Source organism: Variovorax sp. SRS16 (genome assembly GCF_901827165.1).
Classification (GTDB): domain Bacteria; phylum Pseudomonadota; class Gammaproteobacteria; order Burkholderiales; family Burkholderiaceae_C; genus Variovorax.
Map to the genome: position 1 here is coordinate 4,459,655 of NZ_LR594666.1, position 14,708 is coordinate 4,474,362.

Below are 14,708 nucleotides of genomic sequence, written 5' to 3' on the forward strand. Positions count from 1 at the left end.
TTGAAGCGCTTGATTGAAGTTGGCGAATGGCTGCACCTGGCCGACTGTAGCCGGTCGGGCATCTGGCGCTTCGGGCCCAATTCGGATGTACGGCTCTGCTCCGAAGCGGTCACCCGACTGATGCAGTGTGACCCTTCAGTTTCCGCTGCGCGAGCTGATAGAACGTCTGTCCGCCGATGACGAAGCGACCCGAATCGCCCGCAGCGATGCGCGCTTCGGCAATCGACATTGCTTGGTCCATCTCTCCCTTGAGAAAATGGCAAATCAAGCGCTCTTTCCAAAAGTTCCACGCCGTATTCGGCACTCTTTTCAGGATGTCCGCGTTGAAAGCTTCACCGAGTTCCATGAACGCATCGACGCTTCGTAGGTGGAGATTGGACTCGATGCATGCCTCTGCTTCCAATAGGCACTGACGAGTCGCGTTCGCCAACCCCTCGTCACTCCACTCGGGAACTTCGACAGAGCCTTCATACAGCGCGATTCCGAAGAGGGTGTATGCCCCGTCGGCGCGAAGGCCCAAGGGCTCCTGCAGATTGTCCGTCATGCCCAGAATTCTCCAGAGTTGAGCGTCAAAAGCCATCGGCTTACAGGACAACCTGCGATACAGCACTTTCTCTTTCGCGTGGCCAGAAACCAAGAGCGAGAAGAACATGTCGCCCTCGACGCGAAAGGCGCTATAGGCCCTCGTTTTCCATCCGAGCGTCTTGCCTTCATGCTTGAGGCAAGCGCCAACTTTTCTGCTGAGTTCTGATTGCTTCATCGGGTCTATTGAAGGGTGAGGCCGACCGTCCGGTTTTGGCTGCGGACTTAACCGGTCGATGCAACGCTTCGGCTGAACATTTCAGCAGGTGTTTGGAAGTTGAGAGTCTTCCTGGGGCGCTCGTTCAACCTCCGCGCCAACGCATTCAGCTTGGCTTGCGAGTAGGTCGAGACATCGATGCCTTTGGGGAGGTACTGTCTCAACAGGCCGTTCGTATTTTCGTTGGTTCCGCGTTGCCAAGGGTTCTGAGGATTGCAGAAGTAGACTTTGATGTCGGTGGCCAACGTGAAGTGCTTGTGGCCTGCCATCTCTTTGCCTCGATCCCAGGTCAGCGATTTGTAGAGCTCCTGCGGGAGCTTGCGAGCATTCTTGACCAGCGCATTGACGACCGTCTTCGGATGAAACCACCATGGCAACAAGCTGCCGCTCGAGTTCCAGCTCCATCCTTGAGGTCAGGATCTGGTCCCGATCAGGCGGGTGCACACGACGATGCGGTCTTTGCCGTCACCCGCCGAACGCCAACGCAACACCTGGAGACTGACGAACCACCTTGCAAGGGAGACCTATAAGAAATGGCATGGACGAGGCAACCGACAAAGCTCGACCATTCCGAAGTACGTTCGGGGAAATGTTGCGAGGCAAGCTCGAGCCACAAGCGTGAAGTCGCTAGAGATCGCAAAAAACTTCAGCCAGCGACAAGCGCAAGGCGGTTACCAGCGTATGAATCGCGTCAAGAGACGGATTCGCACCTCCGGTTTCGATCCGACTCATATAAGTGCGGGCAAATCCACACTTGTCGGCGAACTCTTCTTGTGTGTATCCAGCCGACATGCGCAGTTGGCGGATGCGGGCTCCAAACCGGATACGAAGAGGCTTCATGCAGAGCGCATGCTTACCTTTTGTGATCTAATCGTGAACACACTAATCGTGACATCGAGCTATCCGAAGGCTTCCGCGGATGGCCGCGCTTGGTGAAAACTAGGAGGCACAGACCGTGAATACCGCAGTACAGCCCAAAGTCAAGAAATCGATCTTCAAAAGATGGTGGTTTTGGCTGATCGTCGTAGTCGTCATCCTCGCCGCCGCCGGCAAGGGCCGAGGCGTTTCGAAGGTGACGCTGAACCTGCCCGCCGACGAGCAGAATTTCATCAACGCCGTCGCCATCGCCCAAGGCGCCTCCAACTCCGCGCAGAACGATATGCAGCGAGGGTCAGCCAAGGCGACCCGCGATCAAGCGATCTGCAGCACCCTCAAGCCGCAAAACCTAGTCGCCCGCAACTGGACAGGCACGGTCAAGAAGATCACCTCGAACAGCGAGGGCAAGGGCGTTCTCGAAGTGGAGATTTCTCCGGATGTCCTAGTAAAGACGACCAATAACGCGGTATCCGATTCTTTCTTCGGCACTTTGATGGATCCCAGCAATCCGGTCTTCCAGATCGCCTCGGGAATGAAGCCTGGACAAGCGGTGACCTTTTCCGGGAATTTCTTTCCCGATATCGGCAAGACCGAATGCGTGGAAGAAGGCAGTCTGACGTTGATAGGCAAGCTCGAGGGACCAGAGTTCATTTTCAAGTTTTCAGCGCTCGCGCCGTACCAAGCTGCTGCCTCCACGACGACATCTTCGAATGCGTCGCCTGCACCGTCCGCACCGCCGATACCACCCGCTCCCGCAGCCCCAGCGGCCGCGCCGGCACCTCAGATCAATGCAATCCAAGTTGCCGCCTCAGCGACTCAGCCAACGGCTGCTACCCCCGCAGCGCCGGCGCCTTCCCAGTCTTCAGGCTCCGGCGAATTGACTACCGGCTCGGACCAACCGTTCAGCACCGTCGCCGGGATCCTGAAGACGCAGCAGCCTGACGGTGGCGATCGACAGATCCTGCTGAACGGCAAGCCACTCTTTCAAGGCAGCGACGCCCAGTGGCAGCAGCCAGTCGCGAAGTTTGCGCTTTCAAGCGGACGTGATGCGGTCCTGGTCGCCAGCAGCGGTGGCCGAGGCAACAGCTGTGAAGTCCTCTACTACTTCGCTCTTTTGAGCAAAGATGCCCAGCCGAAATGGACGCCTGAATTCGGAACCTGCTCACCCGGAGGCCGCTACGCGCATTCCGGCGATACGGTCACATTGACCATACCTGCGCTCGGCAAGATGGAAACCAGCGTGTTCGATGGAAACCAGGTCGTCGAAGACGGCAAGACCGTTGCCATGGTCGACAGTCAAGACCCGAGCAAATAGGTTTTCCAGCCCCCTTCGAATGCGACACCGTCTGAGACCTCGCATTCGTGAGCGCGGGTCCTTATCAACAACAAGTGGCCGTTTTAGGCCTATGAGGAGTTCACATTGAAGAAGGCGATCGTGTCTGCGTTGGCTGCGCTATGCCTCGTTTCGGCGCAAGCACAAGATTTTCACAATTGGACCTTCCACGAAGGCGAGGTTTACGGGTACACAGTGCCTGCTTCGAAGCTGCAAGAAATGGCCGGCAGGAAACAGACGGGTGTCATCTGGATCCTCCCGCTCGCACATACGAAGGCGGCCTTGAACGCATCGCCTCAAACACCGTATGTCGATGAAGTGTGGATCGCCTACATGCGTGACCAGCATGCCCTTTTGACCGGCACGAAATTCCTGCTGTGCCAAGAGATGTTTTCTCTCAAGAAGCGTGGCTGCGCAGAAATCAACGCTCTGCCTATGCCGGGCACATCGATGATGAGTCCGCCGCAGACCTTGCCCCTCGTTCAAGGAACGGTGGCGTACTTGATCGCGCAGGATGTTGCCAAGGGGCAACTGAAAACCGTGGACACGCATCGGACGGACGCGTACGCCGCGGAACAGATGCGAACCGAAATGAGCTTGGTACGGTGAAGATTGCAGTCGCGCGGGGCTGCCGCGCCACTGTGTAGCCGGGATCGAGAATGCACATTCACACGAGTGTCGCCCTCGCACGCGCTACGGCGACTGCTCCAGCAAGCGTTCCAGCTGCCATGATTGCTCCGGCTGAAAACCGACCGCAGACGCCGTCACAATAAGATTTTCACAGTTCGGTGTGAACCATGCCGGCATGTCGTCAATGGCAACCCAAAGAGCATCGGCAGCATGGTTTTGGCGAAGCCACTTGCGACACTCCCACTCTCGATGATGGGAAAGAAGATGCCTCGGAATCCAACCTTCGCCGTCGGAGCGAGTGACGACCGGGTTCACACCAACGACGACGCTCCTTAGATCAGGAGAAAAGAATTCTCTCAAACGCTCTAGCTCGTGATCGAATCGCCAACTCGAACTCACAACAATTTTGACTTCTGGCTTCTTGCGCAAGACGTCTTCGATCAGATGCAGTTGGCAAAAGTAATCTGATTTGCGGCAAGGGTCCGGATGGAGCACTCCGTCAAAATCCAAAAAGATAAAGGTCCGCATAGTTCTTTGGGATCAAAATAAAAATAGGCGTTCTTCGCGTTGGAATCGGGCCGCTCATCCGCGAATCTCTTAAAGACTCCCCCCGTCGATGCCGAAGCCCTATGGACGCTCGATTGCCGAGATCTGAATTTCTCGATCGCGCTCGTTACTTGGGTACCGGCGCACCCGGAAGTCGCCTGGCCATGTGATGCCGCTCCATCCACTCCGCGGAAGGTTTCTCCCAGTGCCGGTGCAGCCCGACTCCAAAGACGGTCACACGCAGCTGATCGCCATAGCTCGGATCTGTCGTCGTGCAGAACCTCAGGTCCGCGTGGCCCACCGCCGCCCGCACCTGTTCCACAATCGACTGCGCCTCCTCGCTCCTGAGCGTCCCCGGCGCCGTCGTGATCGACACGAGAATGCGCTTAGCGTCCGAGAGGTTCAGGCCTTCCAAGAGCGGACTGCTCAGGGCCTCTCGCAGGGCCATCCGCGCGCGACCCGGGCCTACCCCCGCCGCCGTGCCAATCAAGGCTTTGCTGGGGGCGCGGAACACGGTTCGGAAGTCATCAAAGCTCAGGGGCGCCATCTCAGGACCACCTCCCGAAGAGTCACCCAACGCGAGTCCAGGCGCATTCACGATCCCAACGATCTCGGCGCCAATTCCTCCAACCGCAACTTGGACGACTTCGATCGCTTGGTCGCAGTCGATCTCGTAGTCGCATAGCACCTGCGCTGCGCTATCGCAGAACACCTCGATCACCGAATCCGCACAGCAGGCAAGCTGATCGGCCGATTCGTTCGCCACCACCCTGCGAACTGTCGTCTCCCACTCGAACGGCTTCGTGACGATAGCGACCGAATGAATTTGGAGGCTTTGGGCGATGCGAGCGATCACCGAAGACGCCCCGCTCCCGGTCGCGCCGCCCATCGCCGCCACGATCAGGATCAGGTCTGCGCCGAGCATCAGCCCCTGCAAGTCATCCATGACGATTTCAGCCACGTAGCGGGCTTGGCTGGCCAGGGTCTGCGAGCGACCTGTCCGGCCCAACAAGAACCGCTTGTGCGCTGAGCTTTGCGCCAGAGCCTGCGCGCTACCGTGGACCGCAATGAATTCCGCGCCCGGGGCCGGATATTTCATCATGTACTCGATCAAATTGATTCCGGCACCGCCCACGCCAAAGACCTTGATTCGCTTAATACGGGGTTCGCTGATTTCCTGGTTTACCGCGGATTTTGGCATATGAATCTCCTTTCAAAATAGGAGATCGAATTCTAGACGGATTGAATTTCCTGTTCTTGTGGAAATATCATTGGAATTTCACGGATCAATAGGCAATATTCGTCAAAAGCTCAAATTTCAGCTTTTTCTTATTATTTTGCATTGTGAAATTCCGTCATTAATCTAAATTGATGTAAAATAAAGGCTCGGAATTCAAGCCGAACGCGCCCGCAAAGGCGCTGCTTGTCGAATTCTTATTAGCTGACGACAGGCACATGTGACGATGCGGGTATTACTCAACCCACCATCCAAATCACATGAATATCAGCTCAAATCCCAAAAGCTCCGGCGGCTCTCAAGCGCCCCATTCATCGTCTCCTTTACCCCAACTGCCGGCGAATTTTCAGACGCCTTTTAAGCGCGTGGCAATGCGAGAGCGCATGGACGATGCGTTTGCGTGCATCGCAACCTTGAGCGGCAAGTCGCTCGAAGAGGTGAACCGCGCGGCGGTGGCTTTGGGGTACCCGGCCCAAGGCCCCGCCTATCCCACCGAAATCCTGATGGCCAAGCTCTTGATGTCGCTCGGCAACCTCGTCGCGACGCACTACAAGGACTTTGAATCGATCGCCGCGCTTCCGGAGGTCGCGATCCTGTTCATCGACTGGGATGAGGAAATGGACACGGGCCGGACGGTCATTTGGCACCGGGTTCGCAAGACCGACTTGCAGCCTGCGTTCAGCTACGTGATCGATCCGGCGTCGTGGATCGCGGAAGGGCGGCATCTTCATACGGACATCGATTCGCTGACGATTTCCTGGTTCATGGAAATCACCGCACCAAGCGCCGATCGGACGACCAGCAAGTTGGGGCGGAGGTCGTGATGCTTTCTGATCACATGCTTTCAAGTGCAACGCGCGTTCGTCGTGCGGGTCCGGTGCGTCGACGGCTCTTTTCCTTGGGCCGGGCGGTCGCGACACCGGGCGCGTTAGACGCTTTGAGCGCGGCCGGGGTCAGTGCCCTCGCCTTGCTGCGGCGGCATCAGGGTGGCGATTTCAGCGAACTCGACGCCGAGGACCGTCAGAGCAATTGGGAGGCGATCGAGACCGGGGCGCGGCTGCTCTCGAGCTATTCGGTCGGATCGACACGGATCTGGGTCATCACGGAGGCTGCGGACGACGAAGGCACTCGGGCGAGCACCTGCTTGCTGCTGCCGCAGGAGTACTAGGGTGAAGATTGAGGCGCGGAGCGCGAAAGCATATGCCGAGGCGGCGCGCGCGCCTCAAACCAAGCTCTGCTATGCCAGCGACCTTCGGCATTTCAAGGCGAACGGCGGAAGGATCCCGGCAACGCCGCTCCAGGTCGCTCGGTATCTGGCGACCTTCGCGGGTTCGCTATCGGTTTCGACGTTGCAGCGTCGTTTGTGGGCGATTCAGGAGGCTCATAGGAGTCGGGAGCTTCCGAACCCCGTTGCGACGTCCAAGGTGCAGGACACGATGCGCGGGATCCGGCGAACGATGGGGGCGGCGCCGATGCACGCGATCGCCCTCACCCGCAGGCACATTCTCCAGCTCGCGGCACTACATCGGGATTCCGGCCTGCCGGCCCTGCGCAATCGCGCGATGCTTCTGCTCGGCTTCGCCGGTGCGTTTCGGCGATCGGAACTGATGGGTTTGACCGTGGCCGACATCAGCGTGTTGCCGGACGGCCTGCGGATCCGGGTCAAACGCTCGAAGACCGATCAGGAGGGGCACGGCCGAACGGTATGGATCTCGAAAGCAAAGACGCGGGCCAGCTGCGCCGTCGAAAGCCTGCGGCGATGGTTGGTCGCCGCGCAGATCACACAGGGCCCGCTGTTTCGCAAGATCACGCTGGGCGGGCGAATCGGCAACGAAGCGCTCTCGCCGCAGACCCTGAATGTGATCGTCAAAGCCGCCGCGCGTCGGGTTTGGGGGATTGATGCGGCGAACGGCGTATCAGGTCATTCTCTCCGCGCGGGGTATTGCACCGAGGCGGCGAGTCAGGGCGTGCCGTTGCACATGATCAGGCGGCAGACCGGACATACATCGATTGAGGCGCTCATGCGCTACATCCGGACCTCTGATAGCAGTCGCGGGACTAGCGTCCTGTGAGTCCCTTTCGACACTCGCTCAGAAGTATTTAGCTGCCCAGGTGCGTCCGACGCAGCCACCTCTCGGCAGCATACAACCCGTCTTCGGCGGCATCGATCTCTGTGTCAATGCTGAGGACCAGCGGGACGCTTTGCCCATGAGCCCGCCTCTGGCAGCTCGCATGTGCTGGCCATCAGGACGGCCCGGGGAAATCAGGCGATTCAAGATTTTCTGTTTTTTCGGAGGACCGAGATCCAGGGCGTTCCTCCATTCCTCAAGGCCTCCTGCGACGACCAAACAGCGCAATTTAGATACACCGACGTGCCTGCCGTTGGGACTGCAATCGCCGGCATCGCCTTAAACTTGTGACCGTACTCGCCGAGGCACCGAGCTTCTTCAAGCAGTGGATGGGACCGCTGGATACCTTCGCGGTGCCCTTGCCTCCGCGAGCGCCGCGCATGCACAGCGGGAAGGTGGTAGTGCCCCAAGCCGGACGATCTTGAGGGGCTGGATGATCAGCCAGGGCTCTTTTGATCTGGTCTGAAGACTTGCAGAGGCAACTTCGGCGTCGATGTGAAGGAGCAGCGATGATGGACGGACTTGGCTCGGGACGGACAGGAATTCAAGGACAAGGCGGTGGCGAGGAGTAGGTAGTATGGGGCGCGACCTTCGAGCAGTAGTGTAGTGGGGTTGCAACCTTTAAACAGGAGCTCAAATTGATACGTCGCGCTTTCTTCGTTGCATTCGCTTCCCTACTTTTCTTGACCGTCTCGGGATGCGCATCTCAGTGGGAACAATATAACAACGCGATAAATCGAGGCGATTATGTAGCAGTGGACAAAATTATCTCTGAACGCCATGAGCACGGCCCGAATTACGCTGCCGCTGTTGCTCATGCCATATCGCGTCGCTCATTGCCTGAGCTTCAGTACTTCATAGGTCGAATTCCTGGGGGCGCCAACGCAAGTATGGGAAACTGCATTGGACACTGCACCCCGCTGATGTTCGCGGCAGAAGTTGGAAGTACCAAGGAAATCATGCAGGCTCTCATCGATCGAGGTGCCAAGATAAACCAAACTAATAGAATCGGCTGGACAGCTCTTGATTTCGCCAACTTCTTTAACAAGGCTTCGTCCGCAAGTTTCTTGGTTTCGAATGGCGCCAGGGCAAATTACGGCCCTGGTGATAAGGACGAGATGAAGCGACAGCTTGAATCCGAGAGCAATCGCGAACTCCAACAACTCGCGGAAGAGATGGATTCGGGCCCGGCTCCGTCGTCAGTTCCATTCGTCACAGGTACAACGGCTACTCCAATTGTCCAAAAACCGATCGCGGGCACTAATAGCGCTGCAAAGTGTGGTCCCGGACAAACATACCAAGGTACTTGTGGTGAATATTGTGCCCAAAGAGGGTTCTCGGCAGGAAACTACGCCAACAGCCCTAGGTGTACTCCATCGGAAACTGTATGCGTTTGCTCCACTCGTAAATGATGCAGTAGTTGGCTGCAAATACAGCCATCACGGTGCAGCGCACATGAGCAATCACGAAAATAGCACCGACCGGTTGCTTACACATTTTCCTACACACCGCAAAATGCCGCGCGTAACTTGTTGGTTATAAACAGGAAAATATTTCTGACATTTCTCTTAATCCGTAGGTCGAGTGTTCGAGTCACTCAGGACCCAACAAAACAAACCGCGCCAGCGTTAAAACGCCTGCGATCAGATCGACAGCTCGGCGAATTTGCAGTGCACGGCGCCGCCTTAGTCGTAAGGTACGTCGTCGCCGCCGTATCTGGCCGCATTCCGCTGGCGCTCAGTTAAATCCGCCCGGCATCCGCGAAAAGACGCGGTTGCCCGTGATGCTCAACAGCGCCGTTCTGAACGCAAGACGCAGACGAGCGGACTCCGTGCTCCACCGTGGTTCCCGAACTACAACGCCGACAGTCGCCGGCCATGGTTGTTGCTCGGTACCTGGGTCGCCGTGAAAGGACTGCGGCTACTCACAACTGCCGCCCTCAGTGGCGCCGAGAACTGGCAAGAATCGTAAGTTCAGCGCGCCTTCGATCGAATCTTCAGCCACTCGGCGTTGTAGTCGTCGCAGATCGCCTGGTACTCGAGAAACCCGGTATCCACGAGTTCCTGACGCATCGCATCGAAATCGGGAGCCCGCTCGTGGAACTGTAGCTTTGCACGCAGCGCGCGTAGCTTTCCAGCGTTGACACTGTCGACGACCCACAGCTCGCGAGGCGAATAGAACGCGCCGGCGGCAGCGACGACGGTAACGACGGCGCTGAGAAAGAGGACGACGTCACTTGCTGCCGCGGTGGCCGTCCCGCTCGTCAAGCCTACGGGGGTGAACCACCAGCTCTTGAGGCCCGCAATGACAGTGATGAGTGCCGAAAGGACGGTCGTCGCCATCTGCGCAAGGAAGTTCGTCCGCCGGTACCACGAAGCCGATTCAAGCCGGGTCGCGAGACGCTCTTCGATGAGTCGGTAGAGGTACGCAAGCTGCGTCTCATCAGCCGCCTTGGGTTCAAGCGGAGGAGGAGCCTCTTGAAACCCAAACAGGTTCATCACTGGCTCCGTATCGTAGCGGTTAGGCCTTTCTCCAAGCCCACCTTGCCCATCAGCATCGCAAACGTCGCTGTACTAGCGTTTACGCCCAAGCCATGCGGCTTCATCTCGACGATGCGTTGGCCCACCGCGACGCAGCCTCGCAATTGAAAGGGCCAGTTGGCCACGTGAATCTCGTACAAGCTTCTGTCGTGCTTGCCGGCAGGAATCATCCGGGGCGCGGCGTACACATCCAGTGCTGGATTGTGAAAGACGGAGGTATGTCCGTGTGCGGGCGAGTTTATGGCGCGTAGCTCATAGTCACCCTCGGAGATGCACGACACGTCGCTATTGTTCTCGGCCCAAGTGTGCTCACAGGTAGCGCAGATTCGCGAGCCGTCGAGCAGCATCATTCCGAACTCGCCCGCACTCGGCGCTTTGGATTTGTCTCGAATGATTTCGATGTGCATCGGCCAGCCCTCCAGCTACGCGTGATGCTGCCGCAAAAGATGCAGGCAACCCATAGCGCGGAGGACATAGGCAGTCTGTCCGTGGTTTGACCATCGTCTCGCACACAAGCTGAGTCGTAACGAACAAACTTCTAGCGCTCAAAGGTGCCTTCGGGACGATCCCGGGCTGCGCCGCGGGCGGCGGCTTCACTGTGCGGGCGGTGCGAACGAACCGGCTGAAATGGTCCACAAGGGCGAGTACGTCCTGACAGCCGCCCAGACCCAGAAATTGGTGTGGCAAACCTGACTTGCGGCAACTTCGGGGATGGCTAATCTCAAGCGCGTAGCATTGACGGTCAAGATGATGAGAAGCCAAAGCCAGTTAACCACCATCCTCACCATCCTCGATCTAGGAGCGGCCAGAGCTGAAGCAATTCGAAAAACCGATCATCTTTATCTCAATCGGCGAGCCGAAACTGTCTCTTTCTCGTCTTTGTTGATGAGTTTGTCTGGGCATGCAACAACATCGCTCATAGGCTCCCAAAGTTCCGAATCGACGGTGTCACCGTCGTCGACTTCCCACACGGACCCGTCTTCGAGCTTAACGATTGATCCATCATCTATGACTGAATCAATCCAGTGTCCGTCCTCACATGCACGAAGCCGAGAGCCGCTGGGCTGCCTCAAGCCTGAGGGATCCCCATACGATGGAACATGCCCCAGTCGACAGTCAAACCTTCCCTTGACTGTCGCGTTGTAGAAGCGACCCATCGATGGGGATGCCAGCCATGCAGCAACAACATCTGGCGGAACATCGCAGTAGTGGTAGTAAGTGTCTGAGAGGTTCACCAGAACATACTGCTCATACTGGTCGTAGCAAATGCGGCTGATGAATGAGCTTCTCGCTATGGTCTGGCATGAAAACGGCGCGAGGTCTACCGGGCCACGGTACTTGACGATCACTGTTTCGGAAAGGGCCGATTGCCAGGCACAGACAAGCGCACAACCCACCAGCAAAGCGTAGGGCAAACGAAGAAGCATTTGGCGTCCTTCAACTGATCATGCAGTGTCTTGTTTGAGCGGGCATAGAACGATACGCGCAATCTCACTCGCCTTGCGCTTCCCGCTTTGCAGACTCTCTGGCGACGGCGCATGGCGGAATCCTCCGAAGTCGTCCCGATCGGCTCGTCGCGCGTGCCCTTGTTTATTGGTAGCCCACGAAGTTCTACCCAAGGATGCTCAAGATCTCGTTCAGACGGATCGTGCCGCGACTGAACACCTCGCATCCGCACGCGACGTGTCAGTCGGGATCAAAGCTGCCCATCCGAATCTCCAAGTGGAGGCGTCGAGGTCAGACCAGTATTAAACGGGGGTAGGCAAGCAGCGACAGCGCAAAGCTATGAATGCATGAGGTTCGGAAGGCACGAAAGCCTCGAACACGGCCTTGTGAGTTGAACTGTGAGTCGTGAAGGTTTAAAATAAAAACCTCTTATTATTCAACGACTTACAACCTGATTCGGCGGAGAGTGTGAGATTCGAACTCACGGACGGTTGCCCGTCGGCAGTTTTCAAGACTGCTGGTTTAAACCACTCACCCAACTCTCCGAACTGAACTGAACTGAACTGGCCTGCCGTGCGTTGCGCATCGGCAGGACCGCGATTTTAGTCGCTGCGCCCATCACCCTCGCCGGCAGCACCCGCGGCTTGCGGCGCCCACCCCCGCATCACCAGATCGACGATCCCTTCGGCCCAGGCGCGCCGCTCCTCGCGCCCTGCCAGCGGCTTCGAAATGAAGAAGCGCACGCCGCCGAAGGCGAGCGTGGACAGCTGCACCGCCGCCAGCTCCGGCGAGGGCACATGCAGCTTGCCCGTCCGGTGCGCCTCGGCGAGGTAGTCGACCACGGGCGAGAGCACGTAGCTGTTCTCCGCGTAGAGCGACTTCGCGAGTTCAGGGAATCGCGTCGCCTCGGCGATCACGAGGCGCAGCAGAGCCAGCGTCTTGGGTTCGGTCGCGCCGAGGTACATGCGCTCGACGAGGTCGAGCAGGACCTGTCGTTCGTCCTCGGCACGCCGCACCAGGGTGGCCTGCATCGTGTCGCGGGCATGGCCGACCGCCCGGTGCACGACCTCGCGGAACAGCGCTTCCTTGTTGTCGAACTGGCGGTAGATGGTGATCTTGGCGACGCCGGCATCGCGGGCGATGGCCTCGATGCTGGTGGCCGCGTAGCCCTTGTCGAGGAAGGACGTCAGCGCAGCCGCCAGGAAGGACTCGCGCAGCGCCGCCGCCTGTTCCGGGCTGGGCCGACCGCGCGATCTGCGGGGGCTTTCGGGAACGGGGAGGTCCGCCACGGTGGTGCCGCTCACGCGTCGGGCAGGAAGATCGTCTGCAGGTCGCTCAGGAAATCGAGCCCGCGGGGCGTTGGCCACACGCGCTGAAGGTCGCGTTCGATCAGGCCCTTGCGCTCGGCCTCGTCCATCCCGCGCTGGATGGCGGTCACGGCCAAGCCTGTGCGCTCGCCGAATTGGGCCAGCGTGAAGCCATCCTTCAGTCGCAACGCATTGAGCATGAATTCGAAAGGCAGTTCGGAGATGGCGACCTCGTCACTCTGTGCGACCGCACGGGCGACGAGTGCATTGTCCATGTAGAGGCGGGGTTCGCGAAATCGGATTTGCCGCACCACGCGGTGCGCGAAGCTCAACTTGCTGTGGGCGCCAGCGCCGATGCCCAGGTAGTCCCCGAACTGCCAGTAGTTGAGGTTGTGCGCGCAGCGATGGCCCGCACGCGCGTAGGCCGAGATTTCGTAGCGCTCGAAGCCGGCCTGCCCGGTGCGCTCGGTGATGCGGTCGAGCATCGCGTAGGCCGTGTCGTCCTCGGGCACCACGGGCGGAAACTTGGCGAAATAGGTGTTGGGCTCGATCGTGAGGTGATAGACCGACAGATGCGGCGGCGCCAGCGCCAGCGCCTGGTCGAGGTCGGCATCCAATCCCTCGAGCGTCTGGCCGGGCAGCGCGTACATCAGGTCGAGGTTGAAGGTGTCGAAGGCGGCCGCGGCCTCCTCGACCGCGGCGATGGCCTGTGCGCGATCGTGCACGCGGCCGAGCGCCTTCAGGTGCGCGTCGTCGAAGCTCTGCACGCCGACCGACAGTCGCGTGACGCCGGCCGCGCGGTAGGCGCGAAAGCGATCGCGCTCGAAAGTACCGGGGTTGGCCTCCAGCGTGATCTCGCAGTCGGGCGCCAGCTTGAGGCGCGCGCGCAGGTCGCCGAGCAGCCGGTCGATGGCGGCCGGCGAGAACAGGCTGGGCGTGCCGCCGCCGATGAAGATGGCGTGGACGCTGCGGCCCCAGATCAGCGGCAGCGCGGCGTCGAGGTCGGCGATCAGCGCATCGAGGTAGCGGGCTTCGGGCAGCGCGTCGCCGCCGGCGCGCCATTCGTGCGAGTTGAAATCGCAGTAGGGGCATTTGCGCAGGCACCACGGCAGATGCACGTAGAGCGACAGCGGCGGCAGCGCCGCCAGCTGCAGCGGGCCTGGCCGCATCAGGTGCATCACGTCGTTGGCGCCGGCCGCGGCGCCGAAAGTGTCTTCGGCGCTCGCCGAGATCGGGACGACGCGCTTCACGACCAGCGCTCGCGCATCAGGGCCAGCATGGCGCGCGCTGCCTGGCCGCGATGGCTGTTGGCATTCTTGACCTCGGTCGGCAACTGGGCGAAGGTCTTGCCGAACTGGGGCAGGAACATGACGGGGTCGAAGCCGAAACCGTTGTCGCCCACGGGCTCGCGCGCGATCTGGCCGGCCACCCGGCCGATGGCGATCAGCGGTTCAGGGTCGTCGGCGCGGCGCAGCGCGACCAGCGTGCTGACCAGCGCGGCGCGGCGGTCGTCCTGGCCGGCGAGTTGTTCGAGCAGCGCGCGCACATTGTTCGCGTCGCCCTTCTCGTAGCCGAATTGGGTGGCGTAGTAGGCGGTATCGACACCGGGCAGTCCGCCGAAGGCCTCGACGCAGAGGCCGGCATCGTCGGCGATGGCCGGCAGGCCCGTGGCCGCGGACGCATGGCGCGCCTTGGCGAGCGCGTTCTCGACGAAGGTGCGGAACGGCTCCTCGGCCTCGCCGACGCCGAGCTCCGACTGCCGCACCAGCGTCATGCCGAGCGGTGCGAACAGCACTTGCAGCTCGGCGAGCTTGCCGGCGTTGTTGGAGGCCAGGACCAGTTTCATCTGCGTCGAATGCCGAGGC

At 59.5% G+C, this 14,708-nt stretch carries 16 protein-coding genes, 1 tRNA gene and 1 pseudogene; 6 read left to right on the forward strand and 12 right to left on the reverse strand.

Going from position 1 to position 14,708, the window contains the following annotated elements:
* Positions 1-109 precede the first annotated feature (109 nt).
* The 3 genes and pseudogenes from E5P2_RS21545 to E5P2_RS21555 all read right to left on the reverse strand — a co-directional run bounded on the left by E5P2_RS21545 (position 110) and on the right by E5P2_RS21555 (position 1,639).
* A complete protein-coding gene (locus E5P2_RS21545; RefSeq protein WP_162569196.1) occupies positions 110-760 on the reverse strand; it encodes a hypothetical protein in 651 nt (216 codons plus the stop codon).
* Between the two features lie 47 nt (positions 761-807).
* Positions 808-1,155, reverse strand: a pseudogene (locus tag E5P2_RS21550) (IS30 family transposase); the annotation flags it as partial.
* A gap of 271 nt (positions 1,156-1,426) precedes the next feature.
* The gene (locus tag E5P2_RS21555; protein ID WP_162569197.1) at positions 1,427-1,639 is read right to left on the reverse strand and encodes a helix-turn-helix domain-containing protein; all 213 of its coding nucleotides are present in this window, start codon (positions 1,637-1,639) and stop codon (positions 1,427-1,429) included.
* Between the two features lie 115 nt (positions 1,640-1,754).
* On the opposite strand from E5P2_RS21555, the gene E5P2_RS21560 reads away from it, so the two are divergent.
* Positions 1,755-2,990, forward strand: a complete 1,236-nt coding sequence (locus E5P2_RS21560; protein WP_162569198.1) for a hypothetical protein — start codon at positions 1,755-1,757, stop codon at positions 2,988-2,990.
* A gap of 105 nt (positions 2,991-3,095) precedes the next feature.
* A complete protein-coding gene (locus E5P2_RS21565) occupies positions 3,096-3,617 on the forward strand; it encodes a hypothetical protein (protein WP_162569199.1) in 522 nt (173 codons plus the stop codon).
* Between the two features lie 84 nt (positions 3,618-3,701).
* Here the strand turns inward: E5P2_RS21565 and E5P2_RS21570 are convergent, their stop codons facing one another.
* Together E5P2_RS21570 and E5P2_RS21575 are read right to left on the reverse strand one after the other, a co-directional pair.
* Positions 3,702-4,166, reverse strand: coding sequence for an HAD domain-containing protein (locus tag E5P2_RS21570; protein WP_162569200.1), 465 nt, complete (start codon positions 4,164-4,166; stop codon positions 3,702-3,704).
* Positions 4,167-4,311: 145 nt separating this feature from the next.
* Positions 4,312-5,385, reverse strand: a complete 1,074-nt coding sequence (locus tag E5P2_RS21575) for a cell division protein FtsZ (protein ID WP_162569201.1) — start codon at positions 5,383-5,385, stop codon at positions 4,312-4,314.
* 419 nt (positions 5,386-5,804) lie between these two features.
* Here E5P2_RS21575 and E5P2_RS21580 point away from each other — a divergent pair, with 419 nt between their 5' ends.
* The 4 genes from E5P2_RS21580 to E5P2_RS38370 all read left to right on the forward strand — a co-directional run bounded on the left by E5P2_RS21580 (position 5,805) and on the right by E5P2_RS38370 (position 8,962).
* Complete coding sequence (locus E5P2_RS21580; RefSeq protein ID WP_162569202.1) at positions 5,805-6,245, forward strand: hypothetical protein; 441 nt, start codon at positions 5,805-5,807, stop codon at positions 6,243-6,245.
* Positions 6,245-6,589, forward strand: coding sequence for a hypothetical protein (locus E5P2_RS21585; protein WP_232080795.1), 345 nt, complete (start codon positions 6,245-6,247; stop codon positions 6,587-6,589). The genes E5P2_RS21580 and E5P2_RS21585 overlap by 1 nt, the downstream gene beginning before the upstream one ends.
* A gap of 1 nt (position 6,590) precedes the next feature.
* Positions 6,591-7,493, forward strand: a complete 903-nt coding sequence (locus E5P2_RS21590) for a site-specific integrase (RefSeq protein WP_232080796.1) — start codon at positions 6,591-6,593, stop codon at positions 7,491-7,493.
* A gap of 812 nt (positions 7,494-8,305) precedes the next feature.
* Positions 8,306-8,962 (forward strand): ankyrin repeat domain-containing protein, encoded by a 657-nt coding sequence (locus tag E5P2_RS38370; RefSeq protein ID WP_443083560.1) that lies wholly within the window; start codon positions 8,306-8,308, stop codon positions 8,960-8,962.
* Between the two features lie 561 nt (positions 8,963-9,523).
* Here the strand turns inward: E5P2_RS38370 and E5P2_RS21600 are convergent.
* The 7 genes from E5P2_RS21600 to rdgB form a co-directional block, all read right to left on the reverse strand.
* Positions 9,524-10,048, reverse strand: coding sequence for an SLATT domain-containing protein (locus tag E5P2_RS21600; protein WP_162569204.1), 525 nt, complete (start codon positions 10,046-10,048; stop codon positions 9,524-9,526).
* A complete protein-coding gene (locus E5P2_RS21605) occupies positions 10,048-10,497 on the reverse strand; it encodes a DUF5675 family protein (protein WP_162569205.1) in 450 nt (149 codons plus the stop codon). Before E5P2_RS21605 ends, E5P2_RS21600 begins: the two co-directional genes overlap by 1 nt.
* Before the next feature lie 432 nt (positions 10,498-10,929).
* On the reverse strand, positions 10,930-11,517 hold the full coding sequence (locus E5P2_RS21610; RefSeq protein ID WP_162569206.1) for a KTSC domain-containing protein: 588 nt from the start codon (positions 11,515-11,517) through the stop codon (positions 10,930-10,932).
* 479 nt (positions 11,518-11,996) lie between these two features.
* Positions 11,997-12,081: transfer RNA gene (locus tag E5P2_RS21615), tRNA-Ser, on the reverse strand.
* Positions 12,082-12,138: 57 nt separating this feature from the next.
* A complete protein-coding gene (locus tag E5P2_RS21620) occupies positions 12,139-12,840 on the reverse strand; it encodes a TetR/AcrR family transcriptional regulator (protein ID WP_162569207.1) in 702 nt (233 codons plus the stop codon).
* Positions 12,837-14,021, reverse strand: a complete 1,185-nt coding sequence (gene hemW / locus E5P2_RS21625; RefSeq protein WP_162570602.1) for a radical SAM family heme chaperone HemW — start codon at positions 14,019-14,021, stop codon at positions 12,837-12,839. Before hemW ends, E5P2_RS21620 begins: the two co-directional genes overlap by 4 nt.
* Positions 14,022-14,089: 68 nt before the next feature.
* Positions 14,090-14,689 carry an RdgB/HAM1 family non-canonical purine NTP pyrophosphatase gene (gene rdgB / locus E5P2_RS21630; protein WP_162569208.1) on the reverse strand — a complete coding sequence of 200 codons (600 nt, stop codon included), beginning with the start codon at positions 14,687-14,689 and terminating at the stop codon, positions 14,090-14,092.
* Positions 14,690-14,708 lie beyond the last annotated feature (19 nt).

What these genes read in the sequence shown, in the direction of transcription:
- E5P2_RS21600 (WP_162569204.1), bottom strand. Translation starts at nt 10,048, where the DNA reads ATGAACCTGTTTGGGTTTCAAGAGGCTCCTCCTCCGCTTGAACCCAAG.
- E5P2_RS21580 (WP_162569202.1), top strand. Translation starts at nt 5,805, where the DNA reads ATGGACGATGCGTTTGCGTGCATCGCAACCTTGAGCGGCAAGTCGCTC.
- rdgB (WP_162569208.1), bottom strand. Translation starts at nt 14,689, where the DNA reads ATGAAACTGGTCCTGGCCTCCAACAACGCCGGCAAGCTCGCCGAGCTG.
- E5P2_RS21545 (WP_162569196.1), bottom strand. Translation starts at nt 760, where the DNA reads ATGAAGCAATCAGAACTCAGCAGAAAAGTTGGCGCTTGCCTCAAGCAT.
- E5P2_RS21570 (WP_162569200.1), bottom strand. Translation starts at nt 4,166, where the DNA reads ATGCGGACCTTTATCTTTTTGGATTTTGACGGAGTGCTCCATCCGGAC.
- E5P2_RS21610 (WP_162569206.1), bottom strand. Translation starts at nt 11,517, where the DNA reads ATGCTTCTTCGTTTGCCCTACGCTTTGCTGGTGGGTTGTGCGCTTGTC.
- E5P2_RS21575 (WP_162569201.1), bottom strand. Translation starts at nt 5,385, where the DNA reads ATGCCAAAATCCGCGGTAAACCAGGAAATCAGCGAACCCCGTATTAAG.
- E5P2_RS21555 (WP_162569197.1), bottom strand. Translation starts at nt 1,639, where the DNA reads ATGAAGCCTCTTCGTATCCGGTTTGGAGCCCGCATCCGCCAACTGCGC.
- E5P2_RS21605 (WP_162569205.1), bottom strand. Translation starts at nt 10,497, where the DNA reads ATGCACATCGAAATCATTCGAGACAAATCCAAAGCGCCGAGTGCGGGC.
- hemW (WP_162570602.1), bottom strand. Translation starts at nt 14,021, where the DNA reads ATGCACCTGATGCGGCCAGGCCCGCTGCAGCTGGCGGCGCTGCCGCCG.
- E5P2_RS21585 (WP_232080795.1), top strand. Translation starts at nt 6,245, where the DNA reads ATGCTTTCTGATCACATGCTTTCAAGTGCAACGCGCGTTCGTCGTGCG.